Origin of the sequence: Arthrobacter caoxuetaonis, assembly GCF_023921125.1 — a bacterium.
Classification (GTDB): domain Bacteria; phylum Actinomycetota; class Actinomycetes; order Actinomycetales; family Micrococcaceae; genus Arthrobacter_B; species Arthrobacter_B caoxuetaonis.
The window spans coordinates 1,704,968-1,722,601 of sequence record NZ_CP099466.1 but is presented as its reverse complement, the minus strand read 5'-3'; the positions used below and the strand labels follow the sequence as shown (position 1 = coordinate 1,722,601).

Annotated in this window: 17 protein-coding genes and 1 riboswitch; of the genes, 5 read left to right on the top strand and 12 right to left on the bottom strand. The window is 67.6% G+C overall.

The window, feature by feature from the left end:
* Positions 1–11: 11 nt before the first annotated feature.
* On the bottom strand, positions 12–887 hold the full coding sequence (locus NF551_RS07885; RefSeq protein ID WP_423722119.1) for a MetQ/NlpA family ABC transporter substrate-binding protein: 876 nt from the start codon (positions 885–887) through the stop codon (positions 12–14).
* 78 nt (positions 888–965) lie between these two features.
* Positions 966–1,083: riboswitch (SAM riboswitch) on the bottom strand.
* Between the two features lie 148 nt (positions 1,084–1,231).
* On the opposite strand from NF551_RS07885, the gene NF551_RS07880 reads away from it, so the two are divergent.
* On the top strand, positions 1,232–2,131 hold the full coding sequence (locus tag NF551_RS07880; protein WP_227896840.1) for a macrolide 2'-phosphotransferase: 900 nt from the start codon (positions 1,232–1,234) through the stop codon (positions 2,129–2,131).
* Position 2,132: 1 nt separating this feature from the next.
* On the opposite strand, the gene NF551_RS07875 is transcribed toward NF551_RS07880, so the two are convergent.
* The 7 genes from NF551_RS07875 to NF551_RS07845 all read right to left on the bottom strand — a co-directional run bounded on the left by NF551_RS07875 (position 2,133) and on the right by NF551_RS07845 (position 7,802).
* A complete protein-coding gene (locus NF551_RS07875; protein ID WP_227896841.1) occupies positions 2,133–2,618 on the bottom strand; it encodes a hypothetical protein in 486 nt (161 codons plus the stop codon).
* 72 nt (positions 2,619–2,690) lie between these two features.
* Entirely contained in the window at positions 2,691–3,932 is a 1,242-nt protein-coding gene (locus tag NF551_RS07870; protein WP_227896842.1) for a sensor histidine kinase, read from the bottom strand.
* 7 nt (positions 3,933–3,939) lie between these two features.
* Positions 3,940–4,608 (bottom strand): response regulator transcription factor, encoded by a 669-nt coding sequence (locus NF551_RS07865; protein ID WP_227896843.1) that lies wholly within the window; start codon positions 4,606–4,608, stop codon positions 3,940–3,942.
* A gap of 84 nt (positions 4,609–4,692) precedes the next feature.
* Positions 4,693–5,778 carry a sulfate/molybdate ABC transporter ATP-binding protein gene (locus NF551_RS07860; protein ID WP_227896844.1) on the bottom strand — a complete coding sequence of 362 codons (1,086 nt, stop codon included), beginning with the start codon at positions 5,776–5,778 and terminating at the stop codon, positions 4,693–4,695.
* A complete protein-coding gene (locus NF551_RS07855; RefSeq protein ID WP_227896933.1) occupies positions 5,775–6,602 on the bottom strand; it encodes an ABC transporter permease in 828 nt (275 codons plus the stop codon). Before NF551_RS07855 ends, NF551_RS07860 begins: the two co-directional genes overlap by 4 nt.
* 4 nt (positions 6,603–6,606) lie before the next feature.
* On the bottom strand, positions 6,607–7,392 hold the full coding sequence (modA, locus tag NF551_RS07850) for a molybdate ABC transporter substrate-binding protein (RefSeq protein ID WP_227896845.1): 786 nt from the start codon (positions 7,390–7,392) through the stop codon (positions 6,607–6,609).
* On the bottom strand, positions 7,392–7,802 hold the full coding sequence (locus tag NF551_RS07845) for a TOBE domain-containing protein (protein ID WP_227896846.1): 411 nt from the start codon (positions 7,800–7,802) through the stop codon (positions 7,392–7,394). Before NF551_RS07845 ends, modA begins: the two co-directional genes overlap by 1 nt.
* Positions 7,803–7,898: 96 nt before the next feature.
* Between NF551_RS07845 and NF551_RS07840 the strand changes: the two genes are divergently transcribed.
* Positions 7,899–8,690, top strand: coding sequence for a putative protein N(5)-glutamine methyltransferase (locus NF551_RS07840; protein ID WP_227896847.1), 792 nt, complete (start codon positions 7,899–7,901; stop codon positions 8,688–8,690).
* Here NF551_RS07840 and NF551_RS07835 read toward each other — a convergent pair.
* The 4 genes from NF551_RS07835 to NF551_RS07820 form a co-directional block, all read right to left on the bottom strand.
* The gene (locus NF551_RS07835) at positions 8,687–9,925 is read right to left on the bottom strand and encodes a pyridoxal phosphate-dependent aminotransferase (RefSeq protein ID WP_227896848.1); all 1,239 of its coding nucleotides are present in this window, start codon (positions 9,923–9,925) and stop codon (positions 8,687–8,689) included. The two genes, NF551_RS07840 and NF551_RS07835, sit on opposite strands and share 4 nt — an antisense overlap.
* Positions 9,926–10,013: 88 nt before the next feature.
* Entirely contained in the window at positions 10,014–11,441 is a 1,428-nt protein-coding gene (locus NF551_RS07830) for an ABC transporter permease (protein WP_227896849.1), read from the bottom strand.
* 168 nt (positions 11,442–11,609) lie between these two features.
* Positions 11,610–12,068 carry a MarR family winged helix-turn-helix transcriptional regulator gene (locus NF551_RS07825; RefSeq protein WP_227896850.1) on the bottom strand — a complete coding sequence of 153 codons (459 nt, stop codon included), beginning with the start codon at positions 12,066–12,068 and terminating at the stop codon, positions 11,610–11,612.
* 93 nt (positions 12,069–12,161) lie between these two features.
* Positions 12,162–12,656 (bottom strand): GNAT family N-acetyltransferase, encoded by a 495-nt coding sequence (locus tag NF551_RS07820; RefSeq protein WP_227896851.1) that lies wholly within the window; start codon positions 12,654–12,656, stop codon positions 12,162–12,164.
* Positions 12,657–12,845: 189 nt separating this feature from the next.
* Between NF551_RS07820 and NF551_RS07815 the strand changes: the two genes are divergently transcribed.
* From NF551_RS07815 to NF551_RS07805, 3 genes are all read left to right on the top strand, one after another.
* On the top strand, positions 12,846–14,747 hold the full coding sequence (locus tag NF551_RS07815; RefSeq protein ID WP_227896934.1) for an ABC transporter ATP-binding protein: 1,902 nt from the start codon (positions 12,846–12,848) through the stop codon (positions 14,745–14,747).
* A gap of 18 nt (positions 14,748–14,765) precedes the next feature.
* Entirely contained in the window at positions 14,766–15,527 is a 762-nt protein-coding gene (locus tag NF551_RS07810; protein ID WP_227896936.1) for an IclR family transcriptional regulator, read from the top strand.
* A gap of 180 nt (positions 15,528–15,707) precedes the next feature.
* On the top strand, positions 15,708–17,630 hold the full coding sequence (locus NF551_RS07805) for an FAD-binding monooxygenase (RefSeq protein WP_227896852.1): 1,923 nt from the start codon (positions 15,708–15,710) through the stop codon (positions 17,628–17,630).
* Positions 17,631–17,634: the final 4 nt, after the last annotated feature.

The window sequence follows — 17,634 nt, the reverse complement described above, 5'->3', positions numbered from 1 at the left end:
ACGGGCAGGAACTAGTCCAGGTTTTCGATGTCCTGCTGGACCTCGGCGAGCGAATCGCGCAGGTCCTGGACCGGGACCTTCAGGAATTCGGCGGTGTTGCCTGAAGCCTTCTGGACACCGTCCTGGACTGCCTGCGTTTCCTGGTAGATCTGCACGAGCTTGAGGTAGGTCTCGTTCTCCTCCTCGCCGGCACGCGCTGCGAAGATGTTGACGTACGGGATGGCCTTGGGATCCGACGGATCGTCCTGGGCAATGGCGTCTTCGGCCTTGAGGCCCGCGTCTTCGACGAAGTCGTTGTTGACGATCGCTGCTGCGACGTCGGGAAGCGACGTGGGGGTCAGGGAAGCCTCAAGGGTGGTCACCTTGACCTTTGACTTGGCTTCGTCGAGGTCGTCAAGGGTCGCGAAGACGCTGCCGCCGTCCTTGAGGCTGACCAGCCCGGCTGACTGCAGCACCAGCAAGCCGCGGGCCAGGTTGCTTTCGTCGTTGGGCACCGCCACCGTCGAGCCCTCGGGGATGTCTTCCACCGAGTCGTACTGGGTGGAGTACAGGCCCAGCGGGTAGATGGCCGTGGAGCCAATCGGTGTGAGGTCTGCGCCGCTGGCAACGTTGTAGCGGGCCAGGTAGATGATGTGCTGGAACTGGTTCAGGTCCAGTTCGCCCTCGGTCAGTGCCGGGTTCGGCTGCGTGTACTCGGCAAAGTCAACGATTTCGACGTCGATGCCTTCCGCCTTCGCGGCCTCGGTGTAGGTGGCCCAGTACGGATCGCTGGCTCCAACCACGCCGATCTTCACAGTGCCTTCGTCCCCGGAGGCTGAGCCGCAGGCGGCCATCGTCAGTGCCAGGAGCGGGGCGGCTGCAATCGCCAGGATTCTGCTGAGTTTCATGGTGTGGCTCTTCTCCCAAAAGGGTCCGCGGCGCTCCGCGGACAAGGTGGAGGCGCAGGCCGCTGGAGGGCAGTGCCGGCGCCGTACTTGCCTCGCGGAAAGTCTCCGCCGAGGCCGAATCATCACCTGGAGCACCCCGCTACGACGAGAGGGTTGCTGTCCAGCCGGCCAGGGCCATTGGCTGGAACTCTTGATTCCGTCCCTAGGCTAGGAACATCTGGGCCACGTAACCAAAACGCGCCTGCTTTATGACGACTTATGCAGTGGCACATGACATCCTGCGTAACAGGACGTCACGGAACCAGCCCCGGGCGGGGCCTTGTAAACCGGGAGAAAAGGAAGCCATGAGCGAAGCGCGGGATCTGACGGCAGCCGATATATGCACTCTGGCAGCACGGCACGGACTCGCCCTGGAACCAGGCACCGTCCGTTTCAACGAAGCCGGACTGGATTACCGGGTCGCTTTCGCCTCCGCACCGGACGGCGGGGACTGGGTACTTCGGATCCCACGGCGCGCGGACGTTGCCGCCGGCCAGGAACGCGAGCAGGCGATCCTTGATTTCGTGCGTCCGCGCCTTCCTGCAGCGGTTCCGGAATGGAAGATCCAGAGTTCGGACCTCATTGCCTATCCCCTGCTTCCGGGCAGCCCGGGGCTCACGGTGGACCGGGACAACCAGCCCGAATGGCACTTTGACCCGTCGGATCCGACGTACCTCCACTCCCTGGCCGGATTGATCGCGTCGCTGCACGGGATGGACGCGGCGGCCGCGGCCGCCGCGGGCATCCCGGCCGAGACTCCCGACGGCGTCCGCCGGCACTGGTCGAAGGTACTGGAACAGGTGCGCGCCGAGTTCCGCATCGCCCCGGAGCTGCTGGCCGGCTGGGAACAGTGGCTGGCCGATGACCGGCTTTGGCCGCAGCGGACGGTGCTGACCCATGGGGAGCTGTATCCCGCGCATCTGCTGCTCGATGACGCCAAACGGATCGTCTCCGTATTGGACTGGACCACGGCGAAGGTGAGTGACCCGGCCCTGGAGTTTATGTACGTGCACCTCATCTCGCCGGGTTCCCTCGACGACGTGGTCCGCTGGTACCAGGACGCGACAGGGCTCACCGAGCCGCACCTTGCCGAACGGTGCACGGCGCTGATAGCGGCCGGCCCGTTGAACTACGCGCTGTTTGCCCTCGCATCCGGCGAACCCGCGCACCGCGAGACAGCCTCCGCGCAGCTGCTGCCGTCCTAAGTCAGGACTGTTCCGCCGGAGTCTCTGATTCCTCAGGCGCGTCGCCGTCCTCGGGGGCGTCGCCGTGGTGGCCGCCGCGGCCGTGGCCTCCGCCCTTGCCGCGGTCGCCGTCCCGATCTTCCCGATCACCGCGGTCACCGCCATCGGCCCCGTCGTCGTGCTGTCCGTCTTCCCGGCCTTCGTCGGCCTGGCCGTCAGCATTCTCCTTGCCGGGCTTCGGATCATCCCCGTCCTGGGTGTCCTGCCGATCCGGCCGGGCTTCGTCACTGCCGCCGTCGCGCTCCTGGGCGTCTTCGGGCCCGCGCCGTTCCCGGTCGCCGCCGCGGCCCTGGTCCTGGCCCTGCTCCTGTTCGGACGTCACCGATGCAGTCTCCATATTGTCCCCAACGGCCATACCCGTGAAGAACGTTCCGGCGAGCAGGCCGGCGGCGGCCAGACCGCTGGCGGTCCAGATGATGACCTTCTTCGCTTTGCTCCCAATCGCCACGATTGGTGACACCTCCCTTGAGTTTGGATATTCCTACGCCATCTATCCAACGCCGCGATTCTTCGAGGATTCTTAGAAGCCCCGTGCGGATAGGGGCAGCCGCACCACCAGGACGGCGCCATGGCCTGTTTCCGGTTCAGCGCTGACTGATCCGCCGAACCGTGCGGCGATTTCTGCGACCAGCGCAAGGCCCAGGCCGTAGTGCCGGGTGTGCCCTGCCGGGGCCGGGCGTACCGAGGAGAAGCGGTCGAACAGTGCTCCGGCGAGCTCCGGCGGCAGCCCCGGGCCGTCGTCTGCCACCGTGACCACGGCGTCGCGGTTCCGCGCGGCTACGGAGACGGTAACTTCCGTCCGCCCGAAATCCAGAGCGTTGGACAACAGCGCGGTGAAGACCCGTTGAAGTGCCGCTTCGTTGCCCAGGACAGGCACCGGCACGTCCGGCAGTTGGGCGTGCAGGGCAAGGCCCCGGTCGGAAAAGGCGGGGCCGAAGGCGGCGGCTGTCTGCCGGGCAACGGCTGCCAGATCCACCTCTTCCAGCGTCCCGGGCTTTCGCGGATCCGCGGCAACCAGCAGGTCGTCCAGGATTCCGGTGAGGACCCCTGCGTCTGCCACCACCTCATCCAGCCCCTGAATGAGGCGGTCCAGCTCCCCGGGAGACGCTCCGCCTGCCTGCCCCGCGGCGCGCCGGCGCAGCAGCTGGGCCCGGGTGCTCAGCAGGGTCAGCGGCGTGCGCAGTTCATGGCTGGCGTCAGAGACGAACCTGCGCTGCAGCTCGAGGGCCCGGGCCAGCGGGCGCATGGCAGCCCGCGCGGCCAGAACTGAAAACAGTGCCGCCACCGCTGCCGAACACACCACGGCCGCTATCAGCGCGAATAACAGGCGGTTCAGCTGGTTCCGTGTTTCCTGCGTATCCACGGCGGCCTGGACAACCCGGCCGCGCCTCTCCTGCGCCGTCAGCACGCGGTAGGTTGTGCCGTCTGCCTCCACGGTTTCTTCGATGCTGCCTGCTCCTGCCGCAACGGCCGACAGCGAGCTGGCCACAGGCAGGCCCGAAGGCACGTCCCGCGAGACTTCCAGCCTGCCGCGGTTCAAGACCGCCAGGAAAACGTCCAGCGGGGCATCACGCGGGTTATCCAGTTCGACGGCGGCCTCCAGCCGCTGCTGGAGGGCTTCCTCACTCCCGGCGGCGGCGAGGTAGTAGACGACGGCGCCGGCCAGCGAGAGCAGCACCACGATGAGCGCGGTGAACTGGACCGCCAGCCGTACCGAGGCCCGGCGGAGTTCACTCCGTTCCCCGCGCAGTGCCCTTGCCACGGCAGACCTATTCCTGCCGGCCCAGGCGGTAGCCGATCCCCCGAACGGTCAGGACCGCGTTCCTGCCCAGTTTCCGGCGCAGATAATGCACATACGTGTCGACGACGCCGTCGTCGTCGGCGTCCGGGAACACGAGGGCGTGCAGGTCCTCGCGGGGGAAAACCTGTCCGGGGCGCCTGGCCAGCTCCTCCAGGAGCGCAGCTTCGCGTTCCGACAGGACCACCACCGCCCCGGCTCCCGTGGTCACGGTCCGCCCGGCGGCGTCGAACATTCCGCCGGGCACCGGCAGGACAGGCACCTCCCGGATGGTCCGGCGCCGCAGGACGCGCAGCCGCGCCAGCAGTTCATCGACGTCGAACGGCTTGGCCAGGTAGTCTTCGGCACCCCTGTCCAGGCCCTCCACACGGTCCGACGGGTTGCCCAGGGCGGAAAGCACCAGGGCGGGAACGCCAACGCCCCGGCTGCGCAGGCGTGCCAGGACATCCAGGCCTTCGATGGCGGGCAGCCCGCGGTCCAGCAGCAGCACATCGAACTCCTGGGTCAGCCCAAGATGCAGGGCACGCTGACCGTCGAAGGCCGTTGTGACGGCATAGCCAACAGATTCGAGGATCTCCACCAGCATCCGGGAAAGGGCCCGGTCATCTTCCACCACAAGGATCCTCGGTTGGTCCTCCATCTTCGCGAGTATAGGGCCGCGGGAGGGCAGATGTTCAGGGACCAGGCAGGAACCGGCTGCCGCGGACCAATACCCGCGCGAGTGCTATTCCGGGTAGAGCTCCATGGCTTCGGGATTCAGGGCCAGGACCACGTCCTGCCCCGGGTCGAGTCCCAGTTCAGCCGCCCGCCCCGGTGAAATGTCAGCAGCGAGCCCTCCTGCGCGCACCCGGATCCGGTCCCCCTGCGGCTCCAGGTCCGTGACGCGGGCACGGAAAAGGGTGTGCACCCCTCCGCCCGGCCCGGCAGGATGCACAACGCCGGGATGCACCGGACCGGCAGGATGCACCGCCACGGACGTCGGCGAAAACGCCGCCAGCCAGCGCGCTCCTTCGCCCCCGGCCGCCGGCTCGGCCAGGACGCCCGGAAGGGTAAAATCCCCGGCCACGAACCCGCCGGACTTCCGGATTCCCGCCACAAGGTTCAATCCCGCCAGGCTCGCGGTGAACTGGCTTCGGGGCCGGCGGAGCACCACGGCGGCGGGGCCGGACTCGACGATCCTGCCCTCCTGCATTACCAGCACCCGGTCCGCGAGGGTCAGCGCGTCCAGCACGTCGTGCGTCACGATCAGCGCGCTCCGGCCGGCCAGGGTCCGTTTCAGCAGCCGCCTCATCAGGGGCACCGCTTCCACGTCCAGCGCCGCCATGGGTTCGTCGAGCAGCAGCAGTGCGGGTTCGGCGGCCAGGGCGCGTGCCAGGGCCACGCGCTGGGCCTGCCCGCCGGAGAGTTCGGAGGGACGGCGCCGGGCGAGGTCCGCGGCGTCCACTTCGGCCAGCCAGCGGTCCGCGGCGGCCAGGGCGGTCTTCCTTGACGATCCGGTGCTGCGCGGTCCGAACGCCACGTTCTCCCGGACATTGAGGTGTGGAAAAAGCAGCGGTTCCTGGGCCAGCAGTGCCGTTCCGCGGCGGTGTGCGGGGACCCAGGTACCCCGGGACCCGGCGAGGTTGAAGAGCGTCCGGCCGCCCAATTCGGCCCGGCCGACCTCCGGATGCACCAGCCCGGCGATCAGGGAGACCACCGTGGATTTCCCGGCGCCGTTGGGGCCAAGCAGCGCCACCGTCTCGCCCTCCGCCAGGCGCAGGTCGACGTCAACCCCCCGCTGCGGAACGGTTGCACTCAGGTGCAGGCTCATTTCCGGACCTCCGCCGGAGCAGTTCCGGCAGGCCGGGACGTCCGCCGCTGCCCTGCCCGGCCGGCGCCGGGGTAGGTCAGCCCCACCACTGTCACGGCGACCGCCACCAGGACGAGTGAGAGAGCCACGGCGGCATCGGCGTCGCTCTCCCGCTGCAGGTAGACCTCCAGCGGCAGCGTTCGCGTGACCCCCTGCAGGCTGCCGGCAAAGGCGAGGGTTGCCCCGAATTCACCGAGGCAGCGGGCAAAGGAGAGGACCGCCCCGGAGACCAGGCCGGGAACCACCAGCGGCACGGTGACCCTGCGCAGTACGGTCGACGGCGCCGCGCCGAGCGTGGCTGCGACTGCTTCATAGCGTGTACCCGCGGTCCGCAGTGCACCTTCGAGGCTCAGGACCAGGAACGGCAGGGCCACGAAGGTCTGCGCCAGCACGACAGCAGCGGTGGAGAAGGCAACCTGGATACCGAGGACCTCCAGCACCCCGCCCAGCAGCCCCTGCCTGCCGAAGGTGTACAGCAGTGCGATGCCGCCTACCACCGGAGGCAGCACCAGCGGCAGCAGCACCAGCGCCCGGACCAGCCTTTTTCCCGGGAACTGCGTCCGGGCCAGGACCAGGGCCAGCGGAACGCCCAGGAGGATGCACAGCAGCGTACTCACCACCGCGGTCCGCAGGCTCAGGGACAGGGCGGCCAGCGAGGACTCGGAGGTGATCAGCGGAAGGAAGTCTGACCAGTTCACGGCCGCGGTGAGCGCCGCGAGGGGAAGCAGCAGGAACAAGGCCCCGACGGCCGCTACCCCCGGAATCCAGGGCGGCAGCGGCGCCATGCTGTTACGGAGCACCAAAGCCGGCCCCTCGCAGCACAGACTGTCCCTGGCTGCCCACTACGTACTGGATGAAGGCATCGGCAGCGTCACTGTTGCCGACACTGTTGCCGGATCCGGAAAGGCGGACGATCGGGTACCTGTTGACCGCATCCGCGACCTCGGGAAGAGGTACTTCCTCAACGCTGCTCCCGGCCGCTTTGACGTCCGTGACATAGACCAGGCCGGCGTCGGCTTCCCCTGAACTGACCTTGCCCAGCACGCCGGCCACCGACGATTCCTCGCTCACCGGGGACAGGGTAGTTCCGGAAGCCGCTTCGATCCGTTCTGCGGCAGCGCCGCACGGCACCTGCACGGCGCACATCACCACCTGGACTCCCGGAGCTGCGAGGTCGCCGAACCCGGTGATCCCCGCCGGATTGCCGGGCGGCACCGCTATGGTCAGCGTGTTGGCGGCAAAGTCCGCAGGCTCGCCGGCTGCCAGGTCCGCCTCCAGGACCCTGGCCATGTTCGTTTCGTCGGCGGCCGCGAACACGTCCGCCGGGGCTCCGGCCACGAGCTGCGCGGCCAGGTCGGAGGAGCCGGCGAAATTCAGCCGCACCGTGGTTCCGGGATGGGCGGCTTCAAAATCCTGCGCAAGCTCGGTGAAGGAACGGGACAGCGACGCCGCTGCGAAGACCGTGAGCTCGCCGCCGCGCCCGGCGGCCGGCGTCGTGTCCGCGCAGGCACCCAGTGCAAGCACCGCCGCCAGGGCCGGAACAAGGAACCCGGCGCGGCTGAACCGTTCGGGCATTACACCTGCTTCTTTCCCGGCGGGACTTCCACAATCACGTTCGTTGCCTTGACCACCGCGGTGGCCGTGGATCCGGGTTCCAGCCCCAGTTCCCGGACAGCTTCGGCACTCATGAGTGAAACCACCCGGAAGGGCCCGCACTGCAGCTCAACCTGGGCCATGACCTTGTCCATGACGATGTCGGTCACCAGGCCAACAAAGCGGTTTCGGGCCGAGGAGACACTCTCCGCCGGATCAGCCGGCAGCTGTGCCTGGCTGCGTGCCAGCCGTGCCAGTTCCAGACTCTGGACGGCCTGGCGCCCGCTGGCATCGCGGATACCGGTCAAGGTACCGTTCTCAATCCAGCGGCGCACGGTATCGTCGCTGACACCGAGGAACCGGGCTGCTTCGGCAACTCTCAAGCTAGGCATGAATAGACCATAACTCCGCAGATGCGTCGTATTCCAGAGATTGGAAAGATAAGTGCGGTGTTTTGCAACCGTGACGGCGTAGGAAGAGGGCACCGGATGGAGAAAGCGGAGGAGCAGGCACTGGCGGACCTGTACTCGCCGCAGCTCCGCGCGGCCGGTTGTGTGTATGCGGAGGAAGAGGCGGCCCTGATTGCCGGTGCCGCCGCCTCGCCCCCGGAGGCGGAGGAGCTTCTTCGGCGGCGCCTGGCCGGGCAGCCGCTGGAATACGTCCTGGGCTGGGCAGGGTTCTGCGGCCTCCGGATCGCCGTCGTTCCGGGGGTATTTATCCCGCGGCGGCGGACGGAGTTCCTCGCCGGTGCGGCGGTTACGGCAGCCCGCACCCTGCCCTCCCCCGTGGTCCTGGACCTCTGCTGTGGCTCGGGGGCCATCAGTGCTGTCCTGGCCGCTGCCATGCCGGAGGCCGAACTCCACGCCGCCGACCGGAGCCCTGAGGCGGTGGCCTGTGCCCGGGGGAACCTGACCGGACGGGCAGCTGTCTGGGAGGGTGACCTGTTCTCGGCACTCCCGGACAGGCTTCGCGGACACTTTAACGTGGTCGTCGCCAATGCGCCGTACGTCCCGACGGAAGAGATGGGTTTCCTGCCTCAGGAAGCCCGCCGCTACGAACCGCGGCTGTCCCTGGACGGCGGAGCCGGCGGGCTGGCTGTCCTGCGGGCCATCGCGGCGGCAGCGCCGGCATGGCTGGCAGCCGGCGGGCAGCTGCTGCTGGAATGCAGCGAAGAGCAGGCTCCGCGGCTTTCGCCTGAGCTGGCTGCCGCCGGCTTCACTGCCGCGATCCGGCGGAACGAGGATGCCGGGGCGACGATTCTCTGCGGAGTCCTGGGCTAGGCAGCACCCTGCGCGTCCAGGGTGCGGCGCCGGCCGGCGAGGAACTCCGCAATCCGGTTCACGGCATCGCGGATGTCATCTTCCGCAGGCAGGATCACGAAGCGGAAATGGTCGGGCTCGGGCCAATGGAACGCGGTGCCCTGGGAGACCAGGATCTTCTGCTCTTCGAGGAGGTCCAGGACAAACCTCTCATCGTCGTCGAACGGGTACATGGCCGGGTCCAGCTTCGGGAACAGGTACATCGCTCCGGCTGCGGGAACGCAGCTGACTCCCGGGATCTCGTTCAGCAAACGGCACGCCAGCTCACCCTGTTCGGCCAGCCGGCCGCCGGGCTTCACCAGGTCGTCGATGCTCTGGTACCCGCCCAGGGATGTCTGGATGGCGTGCTGGGCCGGAACGTTGGGGCACAGGCGCAGGGACGCCAGTAGTTCCAGGGATTCGCGGTAGTCGGCCGTGTCGGACCGCTTTCCGGTGACTGCTACCCAGCCGGCACGGTAGCCGGGCATCCGGTACGCCTTGGATAGGCCGGAGAAGGTCAGCACGGGCAGGTCCCCCGCTACCGAGGCGGTGTGGATGTGCTCGGCGCCGCGGTAGAGGATCTTCTCGTAGATTTCGTCGGAGAAGAGCACCAGCTCATGGCGGCGGGCCAGGTCCACGAACTGTTCAAGGATCTCGCGGGGGTAGACGGCTCCGGTGGGGTTATTGGGGTTGATGATCACGATGCCCCGGGTGCGGTCCGTGATCTTGGATTCTAGATCAGCCATGTCCGGCCACCAGTTGTTCTCTTCATCGCAGGCGTAGTGCACAGCCTCCCCGCCGGAGAGCATCACGGAGGCTGTCCACAGCGGATAATCCGGGGACGGGATCAGGATCTGGTCCCCCGGTTCCAGGAAGGCCTGCAGCGTCATGGAGATCAGCTCGCTCACGCCGTTGCCGATGTAGATGTCCTCCACACCGATCTGCATGAGTCCGCGCGTCTGGTAATACTGCGAAATAGCAGTCCGGGCGGAGAAAATCCCCTTGGAGTCGCTGTACCCCTGGGCGCCGCGCAGGTGGTGGATCATGTCCACCACAATCGACTCCGGCGCTTCCAGTCCAAACGGTGCCGGGTCTCCGAGATTCATCTTCAGGATTCTCTGGCCCGCAGCTTCCATCTGTTTGGCCACGTGCTGCACGGGTCCACGGAGGTCGTAGCGGATGTTCTGCAAACGGCTGGAGTTCTGCATGGGGCGCATCTTCGGATTTTCCCACTGCGGGCACCTTGGGCCAAACCCGTCCGGTTCCATGACGGACATCCGTGCCTGGACACCCCTGCTCCGGGCATCAGTGGCGGGCCGCCCGGTTATCCAGCTCCAGGTCCGCGGCACGGGTGCCCAGCAGGCGGTCATAGACCACACCGGCAACCAATGCGGCCACAACGAACACCAGGATGATGACGCCCATGCCGATCAGTCCTGCCTGCAGGCCGGCGCCTGCCTGGGCGTCGAAGTAGAGGATGGCCTTGTTCGCGATGGTCATCTGGTACAGCGGCTCCCCGCGGGCAATGAACTTGAAGAACCCCGGGAGCATCTCCAGCGGAACCACACCGGTGGCGGCAGGCAGGCCCATGAACACGATGTAGATCATGGACAGGATCATTCCGGCGCTGCCGAAGAGGGTGATGAGTCCAAACGTCACGGCCGAAACGGTTGCCAGGCACAGCCAGGTGCTGAAGAAGAACCAGCCGCCGTGCGGAATGGGCATGCCGACGGCGGAGGCAATCCACATCATCAGTCCCGCGGTGGGCAGTCCCGCCACCAGCACGATTCCCCATTTGAGCAGGAATGTTGCCCAGCGTGCGGGCCGGAGGAGAGGTCCGCGGCGGAACCGCGGTCCCAGCTCAATGGGCAGGACCCCGAGGCGGGAATCGAGGAGGAAGTGCAGCGCCACCGATCCGCTGATCCCCACCACCATCAGGAGCACCGAGTAGAAGAACGCGCCCATGCCCAGTGCAGATCCTTCCTGCGGCTTCTCGAAAGGCCGCTCAGTGATCTCGATGGGATCGCTGAGCACTGCCGCTGATGTTCCGTTCAGCTGCGGCGCCAGCTGGCTTTGCACCCCTTCCGGAACGCCGGCTTCGGTAAGTTCCGCTCCCTGCCGTTCCTGGGCAACAGCGCGTGCCTGCTCGGCTGAATCCTCCAGCTGTTCGCCGAGGTTCCGGCTGGCTTCGTCCAGTGCCGGTACGATGGCGTCGGCTGCCAGCTGGCTGCCCAGCGGGCTGGCGAGCGGGTTGGTGTAGAACGTGATGTGCGGCCGGGTTGCTTCCGTGTCCGTGAGGCTCGAGGAGACCAGGCCGACGGCGTCGGCAGAAAAGTCCTCCTCCAGCACGACTGCCGCATAAACCTGCCCGGACCGCAGCTGGGCCTGGGCCTCGTCCCAGCTCAGGGGACGCATATCGAAGTCGTCCGTCTTGTCGGAGTTTTCCTTCAGCGTCCCGGCCAGGTCCTGGCCGAAGTCCTCCTGGGTTCCGCCGGCATCAGTACCGCCGTCGCGGTTCACCAGGGCAACCGGGACATGTTCCAGATGGCCTGAGGGACTTCCGAGTCCGCCAATGTACAAGGCTGAACCTGTGCCGCCGAGGAGCAGCAGGACAAACAGTGGAAGCAACCACGTCCGCGGAGACAGGTATGTCCCGATCCTGCTGCCTGTGGCGCCGGACGGACTATGGGCTGCTTTGCTTCCGCCGGAATCGCCGGGAACGGATGAGGGCATGGGAACTACCTCCCAGTTGGCAAACATGCACCGCGCAGGCGGCCGGAGCACTGTCCCTATCGACGGTACGGGAGCCGGAACCCGAAGGAACAGATGCCGTGGGCGGCCGACGCCCCGCGCCCGGATATTTCTTCGGATCATCCGGGAACCCGGGTTTCCAGGCCGGTATTACGGCTTTGGGTGCCGCCGCGGCATATCCCCGGCCAGCTGCCCGAGGATCCGTGCCAGTTCCGAGCGGTCATCGGACGAGAGCGCGGCGAAGTACTCATCTGCTTCGCGGGCGCGGTCCCTGCGGACTCCTTCGCGCATCCGGGTCCCTGCCGGCGTCAGGGCAATCAGCGTGGCCCGGCGGTCGGACGGATCGGGTCCGCGCTCCACCAGGCCTTTGGCCTCGAGCTGGTCCACGACTTCGGTGGCCGAGCGCGGCGCGATGCGCAGCCGGTCAGCGAGATCCTTCAGCCGCATCCCGCCGTCGTCCGCGTTCCGCCCCATGGCGTTGAGCGCCCGGTACTGGTGCGGAGTCAGCTCAAACGGTGCCAGCTGCTGGATCCAGCGGCCCCGCAGGCCGCGGAAGGCGGCGTGCATCAGCTCGCCCAGGGCAGCGGAATCGGCATCGGAGTTCGGCATTCCCCCAGTCTAGCCATTCGGTGAGCAGCCACACTGTGAGGTAGCAGCCATACCTCGAATCCGATGGGCTTGAGGTTAAACGCCCCCCCGCCTTCAGCGCCTGAGGACCTTCGGACTGGCCGGCGCAGAAAGGGTCAGGCTCATAAAGACGCTGTTGGGATCCTCCTTGTATCCTCCAAACGGATCGCAGGGAACGAAACCGGCGCTCTCATAAAGCCGGCGTGCCGGCGCGAAGAACCCCATGCTTCCGGTCTCCAGCGAAATCCGCTCCACGGACCGGGCAGCCGCGTCCTCCAGCAGATGCCCCAGCATGAGGCGCCCGAGTCCGCGGCCGCGCATCCCGGGCGCAGTACGCATGGACTTGAGTTCCTCGTGCCCCGGTTCCAGGACCGCAAGGGCCCCCGTGGCGGCAATGGCCTCTCCGTCCCAGGCCACCCACAGGCGAACGGAGGGCTGGCGGAGACCTGTGAGGTCCAGGGCGTGCCGGCTTTCGGCAGGCGCAGTGGGACGCAGTTCATCCAGGTGGGACTGCAGGAAGACAGGCAGGCGCGGATCGAAGAAGTCCGCGCGGCGCAGCGCAAGCGTCATGCGTACAACTTACGGGCAGCCCCCCTCTGCCACCTTCTGTGACACGAGCCTCACTTCTATCCCTCAACCACATAATGAGGTAACCTCTACATATTCGGCCGAACGACGCCACCGCGCGGACGCCCGGATTCGCACTAGGAGGAACCTTTGGCCCTGCACAACAACACCCGTGAACGCCCAGGCGCCGGAATGCCCGACGGACCCGGCGCCGTGCCCGGAACCTCCGGTCCCGGAGGCGGAGGAGGCGGCGGAGGACGCGGCCCGGCCCGAGTGAACCCCGCCGACCAGAAGCAACTGAAGCGGCACCCCGTCAGCCTGCGGCGCATCGCCGCAATGTTCGCCCCGCACAAAAAGACCATCGCCGTCGTCGTGGCCTTGATTTCCGTAGCCTCCGTGGTCAACCTGGCCCAGCCCTTCCTGGTCCGCGCCGTGATCGACGACGCCCTGCCACACCAGGACATCCGGCTGCTGGGCATCCTCACAGCCTCAATGATCGGCGTCGCCGCACTCACGTCCGCCATTGGCGTGGTGCAGACCTGGCTGGCCACGAAAATGGGCCAGCAGGTCATGCACACTCTGCGCGTCAATCTTTTTATCCACCTGCAGGCACAATCCCTTGGCTTCTTCACCCGCACACGCGGCGGCGAAGTCCAGTCCCGCCTCACGCACGACATTTCGGGCATGCAGTCCGTGGTGACCACGACGGCGACCGGCGTAGCCTCCAACCTCACCACCACGGTCGCCACCGCAGCGGCCATGGTGGCCCTGTCCCCCGGACTCAGCCTCATCTCACTGGTGGTCCTGCCGCCGGCCATCTGGCTCTCCCGCAAGGTCGCCAAGCTCCGCCGAACCGTCACCGATGAACGCCAGCGCGAACTCGCCGCCCTGCACACCCAGGTCGAAGAAGGACTTTCGGTCTCCGGCGTCCGGCTGGCCAAAACGCTGGGAACCATCCCCCGTGATGCCGGACGCTTTACCGCCCGCTCCCAGAACCTGGTGGGGCTGGAGCTGCGCAGCCAGCTCGCCGGACGCTGGCGGATGGCAACCATGCAGGTGGTTTTCGCCGCGATCCCGGCCATCATCTACCTGGCCGCAGGATTTCCGGCCACCAACGGCGGCATGACCATCGGCACGCTGGTGGCGTTCACCGGCCTGCAGGCCGCAATCTTCCGGCCGGTGATGGGCCTGCTGGACATCGGTGTCCAGTGGGTTACCGCGCTGGCATTCTTCAGCCGCATCTTCGAATACCTGGACCTTGAGCCGCAGCTGAAGGCCCCCGCCCATCCTGTGCACGTGGACGCCGCCGCAGTGCGCGGCGACGTCCGGTTCGAGAACGTTGACTTCGCGTACGACGGCGGAACGCCCGTCCTGCACGGCATCAGTCTCACGCTTCCCGCCGGCTCTGCCACCGCCGTCGTCGGGTCCACCGGTTCCGGCAAAAGCACTCTTGCGTCACTGGTTCCGCGCCTGAACGATCCCGTGGGCGGGCGCGTCACGATCGACGGCATCGACGTCCGGGAACTGGACGCCCAGGACCTTTCCCGGATTGTCGGAGTAGTGTCGCAGGAGACCTACCTGATCCATGCATCGGTCCGGGAAAACCTGCTGCTCGCCGCGCCAGGGGCCACGGACCAGCAGCTCTGGCAGGCACTCGAGGCAGCCCGGATCGCCGACGCCATCGGCGCCCTTCCCGACGGTCTGGACACCCTGGTGGGCGCACGCGGCCACCGGTTCTCCGGCGGGGAGCAGCAGCGGCTGGCCATTGCCCGGACGATTCTCCGCAATCCGCCGGTACTGGTCCTGGACGAAGCCACCTCGGCCCTGGACAACACCACCGAAGCCCAGGTGCAGCTGGCACTGGAGCAGCTCGCGGCCGGGCGGACCACCCTGACCATCGCCCACCGCCTCTCCACCGTCGAGTCTGCCGACCAGGTGGTGGTGCTGGAAGCCGGACGCATCGTGGAGCGGGGAACAGCGGCCCAACTGCGCGCTGCCGGCGGCGCATTCGCCCGGCTGGCCGCCCGGTCTGACCAGGCACACACGGGCGGGCAGCTCTCGGAGACCCCGGGCACCGCCGTGCCGAGCAGCTAGGATTCTGCTGTGCAGAACATGCGAATCGTCAAGAAACCCGGCTACGCCGTCGACTCCGTGGACCGGGCCCTGCAGCTGATCCTGCTGCTGCAGGAGCGGGACTGGCTGCGGATCGCCGATGCCGCCAAGGTCCTGGCCGTGGCACCCTCGACGGCGCACCGGCTGATGTCGACTCTCGTTTACCGCGGGTTTGCCCTGCAGGATGACCAGCACCGCTACTGCGCCGGTCCGGCCCTCCGCCCGGATCCTGCGGCCGGCCAGGAGCGCGCCCTGATTGCCGCCGCGCGTCCCCATCTCGAAGCCCTGGCGGCCGAGGTCCGCGAGACCGTGAACCTCGTGGAGCGGGTTGGTGCCACCGCCCGCTACCTGGCAACAGTCGAAGGACCCCAGCTCCTCCGGGTTGGCAACCGGGCCGGAACTGTCCTGCCGGTCCACCTCTCTTCCGCCGGGAAGGCCATGCTCTCCACCCTCCCGGACCAGATGGCCACGGCGGTCTGCACGCGCCAGGCCCAAAGAGGCGGCACTGCGATGGCACCGGGCGAGCTGGACCGGCTGCTGAACGAGCTCGGGGCCGTCCGCCGGCAGGGCTATGCCGCCAACCTCGGCCGGACCGAACCGGACCTCGCCGCCGTGGGAGCACCGGTACATGCGCCGCATCAGCCGGCCACCCTTGCCCTCTCCATCAGCGCACCGCTGTCCCGGGCTGCGCAGCTCCAGGACCCGGCAGTAACCGGAGCGCTCGCAAAGGCGTGCCGGGAGCTGCACGCGGCGCTTCCCTAAGCTGCGGCGCGGCCCTAAGGCATCGGCCTGCGGTCGCGTCCAGCAGCCCGCGTCAATTCTGCTCAGCAGAATCCAAGTGCAGGGTTGTTGCATGGGTCACTAACGTTGTTCCAGCGCGCCCGGGGCGGGCGTTCACGTTTTCGGGTCCGCCAGTGGATCCGCCCACGCTCAGGAGCAAAAGTGCAGTTCTATTCCGACGGCTACCGTCCCGGCGATCCCGATGTCCGGCCGGCCGCACCCGGACGTGAAAACGGACATGGTCCGCTTCCCGCCGAAGTCGACGTCCTCATTGTCGGAACCGGACCTGCCGGCGTGGTCCTGGCCGCCCAGCTCGCCGCGTTCCCCGGCATCACCACCCGCGTCGTCGAGCGCCGGGGCGGTCCGCTGGCGAAGGGACAGGCCGACGGCGTTGCCTGCCGCACGGTGGAAATGTTCGAGGCGTTCGGGCTGGCCGACAAGCTGGTCCGGGAAGCGTACTGGGTCAATGAGACCACCTTCTGGGGACCGACAGGCACCGGGAACGGGATTGAGCGCACCGGCAGGGTCCAGGATGTTGCCGACGGCCTCTCCGAATACCCGCACGTCATCGTGAACCAGGCACGCATGCAGGACTACCTGCTCGAGTACATGCGCAACTCCCCCACCCGCCTCGAGCCGGACTACGGGCTGGAAGCAGCCGACGTCGTCGTTGGCACTGACGGCGAGTATCCCGTCACGGTGACGCTGCGCCGCACCGAGGGCCCGGACGCGGGCGAGGAAGTCGAAGTGCGGGCCAAGTACGTCGTCGGCTGCGACGGCGCCCGCTCTGCGGTCCGGAAGTCCCTGGGCATCGAACTGCGCGGCGATGCCCGGAACCATGCCTGGGGCGTCATGGATGTCCTGGCGGTGACGGACTTCCCGGACATCCGGATGAAGTCCGCCATCCAGTCCGCCTCCGGAGGCAGCATCCTCATCATTCCCCGCGAAGGCGGATACCTGGTGCGGCTGTACGTGGACCTGGGTGACCTTGACCCCGCCGACCGCGAGGCGCGCAGCCGCTTTACCGCCGATAGCATCATCGAAGCAGCCCGCAAGATCCTGGACCCGTACACGCTGGAGGTCAAGGACATTGCCTGGTGGTCGGTGTACGAGGTTGGCCAGCGCGTGGCAGACCGGTTCGACGACGTCGCTCCGCAGGAACGCGGCAGCCGCTCCCCGCGCGTGTTCATCGCCGGGGATGCCTGCCACACCCACTCGGCCAAAGCCGGCCAGGGTATGAACGTCTCCATGCAGGACGGCTTCAACCTCGGCTGGAAGCTCGGAGCCGTGCTTCAGGGCCGCAGCCCGGACTCCCTGCTGGACACCTACTCCGGCGAACGGCAGGAGATCGCGCAGAAGCTGATCGATTTCGATCTGCTGTGGTCCACCGCCATGGCTGCCAAGCCCAAGGACCCCGCCAACCCGGAGGCCGGAGGAATGGACGCCGCCGAGCGGCAGGCCATCTTCACCCAGGGTGGACGCTTCACGGCCGGCTTCGCCACGGAGTATCCGCAGAACCTGATCACCGGCGCGGGTACCTACCAGCGGCTGGCCACCGGTTTCCCGGTTGGGGAGCGCTTCCACTCGGCTCCGGTCATCCGGCTGGCGGACGCAAAGCCGCTGGAACTTGGCCACCAGGCCCAGGCTGACGGACGCTGGCGGCTCTACGCCTTTGCCGACGCCGCTGCGCCAACGGATCCGGACTCCCGCCTCGCCGGCCTGTGCCGCTTCCTGGCTGAGGATTCGGCGTCCCCTCTCCTGCGCTACACACCTGCAGGCTCAGATTCAGATGCGGTCTTCGACGTGCGGGCCGTGTACCAGCAGGGCCACCGTGATATCAGCGTGGCCGACCTGCCGGCGCTCCTGCTGCCCCGCAAGGCTCCGTATGGCCTGATCGACTACGAGCGTGTGTTCACTCCGAATCGCCGCGCTGCGGACATCTTCGACGCGCGGGGCATCGACCGCAGCGCCGGTGCCCTTGTGGTGGTCCGCCCGGACCAGTACGTGGCGCATGTCCTCCCCCTGGACGGGTACCAGGACCTGGTGGACTTCTTCGCCGGAATCCTGCTGGAGGCACGGGACTAACAAT

Bases quoted from the DNA above. Each gene is read 5' to 3' on its own strand.
- NF551_RS07885 (WP_423722119.1), bottom strand. From the start codon at position 887: ATGAAACTCAGCAGAATCCTGGCGATTGCAGCCGCCCCGCTCCTGGCA.
- NF551_RS07880 (WP_227896840.1), top strand. From the start codon at position 1,232: ATGAGCGAAGCGCGGGATCTGACGGCAGCCGATATATGCACTCTGGCA.
- NF551_RS07865 (WP_227896843.1), bottom strand. From the start codon at position 4,608: ATGGAGGACCAACCGAGGATCCTTGTGGTGGAAGATGACCGGGCCCTT.
- NF551_RS07860 (WP_227896844.1), bottom strand. From the start codon at position 5,778: ATGAGCCTGCACCTGAGTGCAACCGTTCCGCAGCGGGGGGTTGACGTC.
- NF551_RS07855 (WP_227896933.1), bottom strand. From the start codon at position 6,602: ATGGCGCCGCTGCCGCCCTGGATTCCGGGGGTAGCGGCCGTCGGGGCC.
- modA (WP_227896845.1), bottom strand. From the start codon at position 7,392: ATGCCCGAACGGTTCAGCCGCGCCGGGTTCCTTGTTCCGGCCCTGGCG.
- NF551_RS07845 (WP_227896846.1), bottom strand. From the start codon at position 7,802: ATGCCTAGCTTGAGAGTTGCCGAAGCAGCCCGGTTCCTCGGTGTCAGC.
- NF551_RS07840 (WP_227896847.1), top strand. From the start codon at position 7,899: ATGGAGAAAGCGGAGGAGCAGGCACTGGCGGACCTGTACTCGCCGCAG.
- NF551_RS07835 (WP_227896848.1), bottom strand. From the start codon at position 9,925: ATGCGCCCCATGCAGAACTCCAGCCGTTTGCAGAACATCCGCTACGAC.
- NF551_RS07830 (WP_227896849.1), bottom strand. From the start codon at position 11,441: ATGCCCTCATCCGTTCCCGGCGATTCCGGCGGAAGCAAAGCAGCCCAT.
- NF551_RS07825 (WP_227896850.1), bottom strand. From the start codon at position 12,068: ATGCCGAACTCCGATGCCGATTCCGCTGCCCTGGGCGAGCTGATGCAC.
- NF551_RS07820 (WP_227896851.1), bottom strand. From the start codon at position 12,656: ATGACGCTTGCGCTGCGCCGCGCGGACTTCTTCGATCCGCGCCTGCCT.
- NF551_RS07815 (WP_227896934.1), top strand. From the start codon at position 12,846: ATGCCCGACGGACCCGGCGCCGTGCCCGGAACCTCCGGTCCCGGAGGC.
- NF551_RS07810 (WP_227896936.1), top strand. From the start codon at position 14,766: ATGCGAATCGTCAAGAAACCCGGCTACGCCGTCGACTCCGTGGACCGG.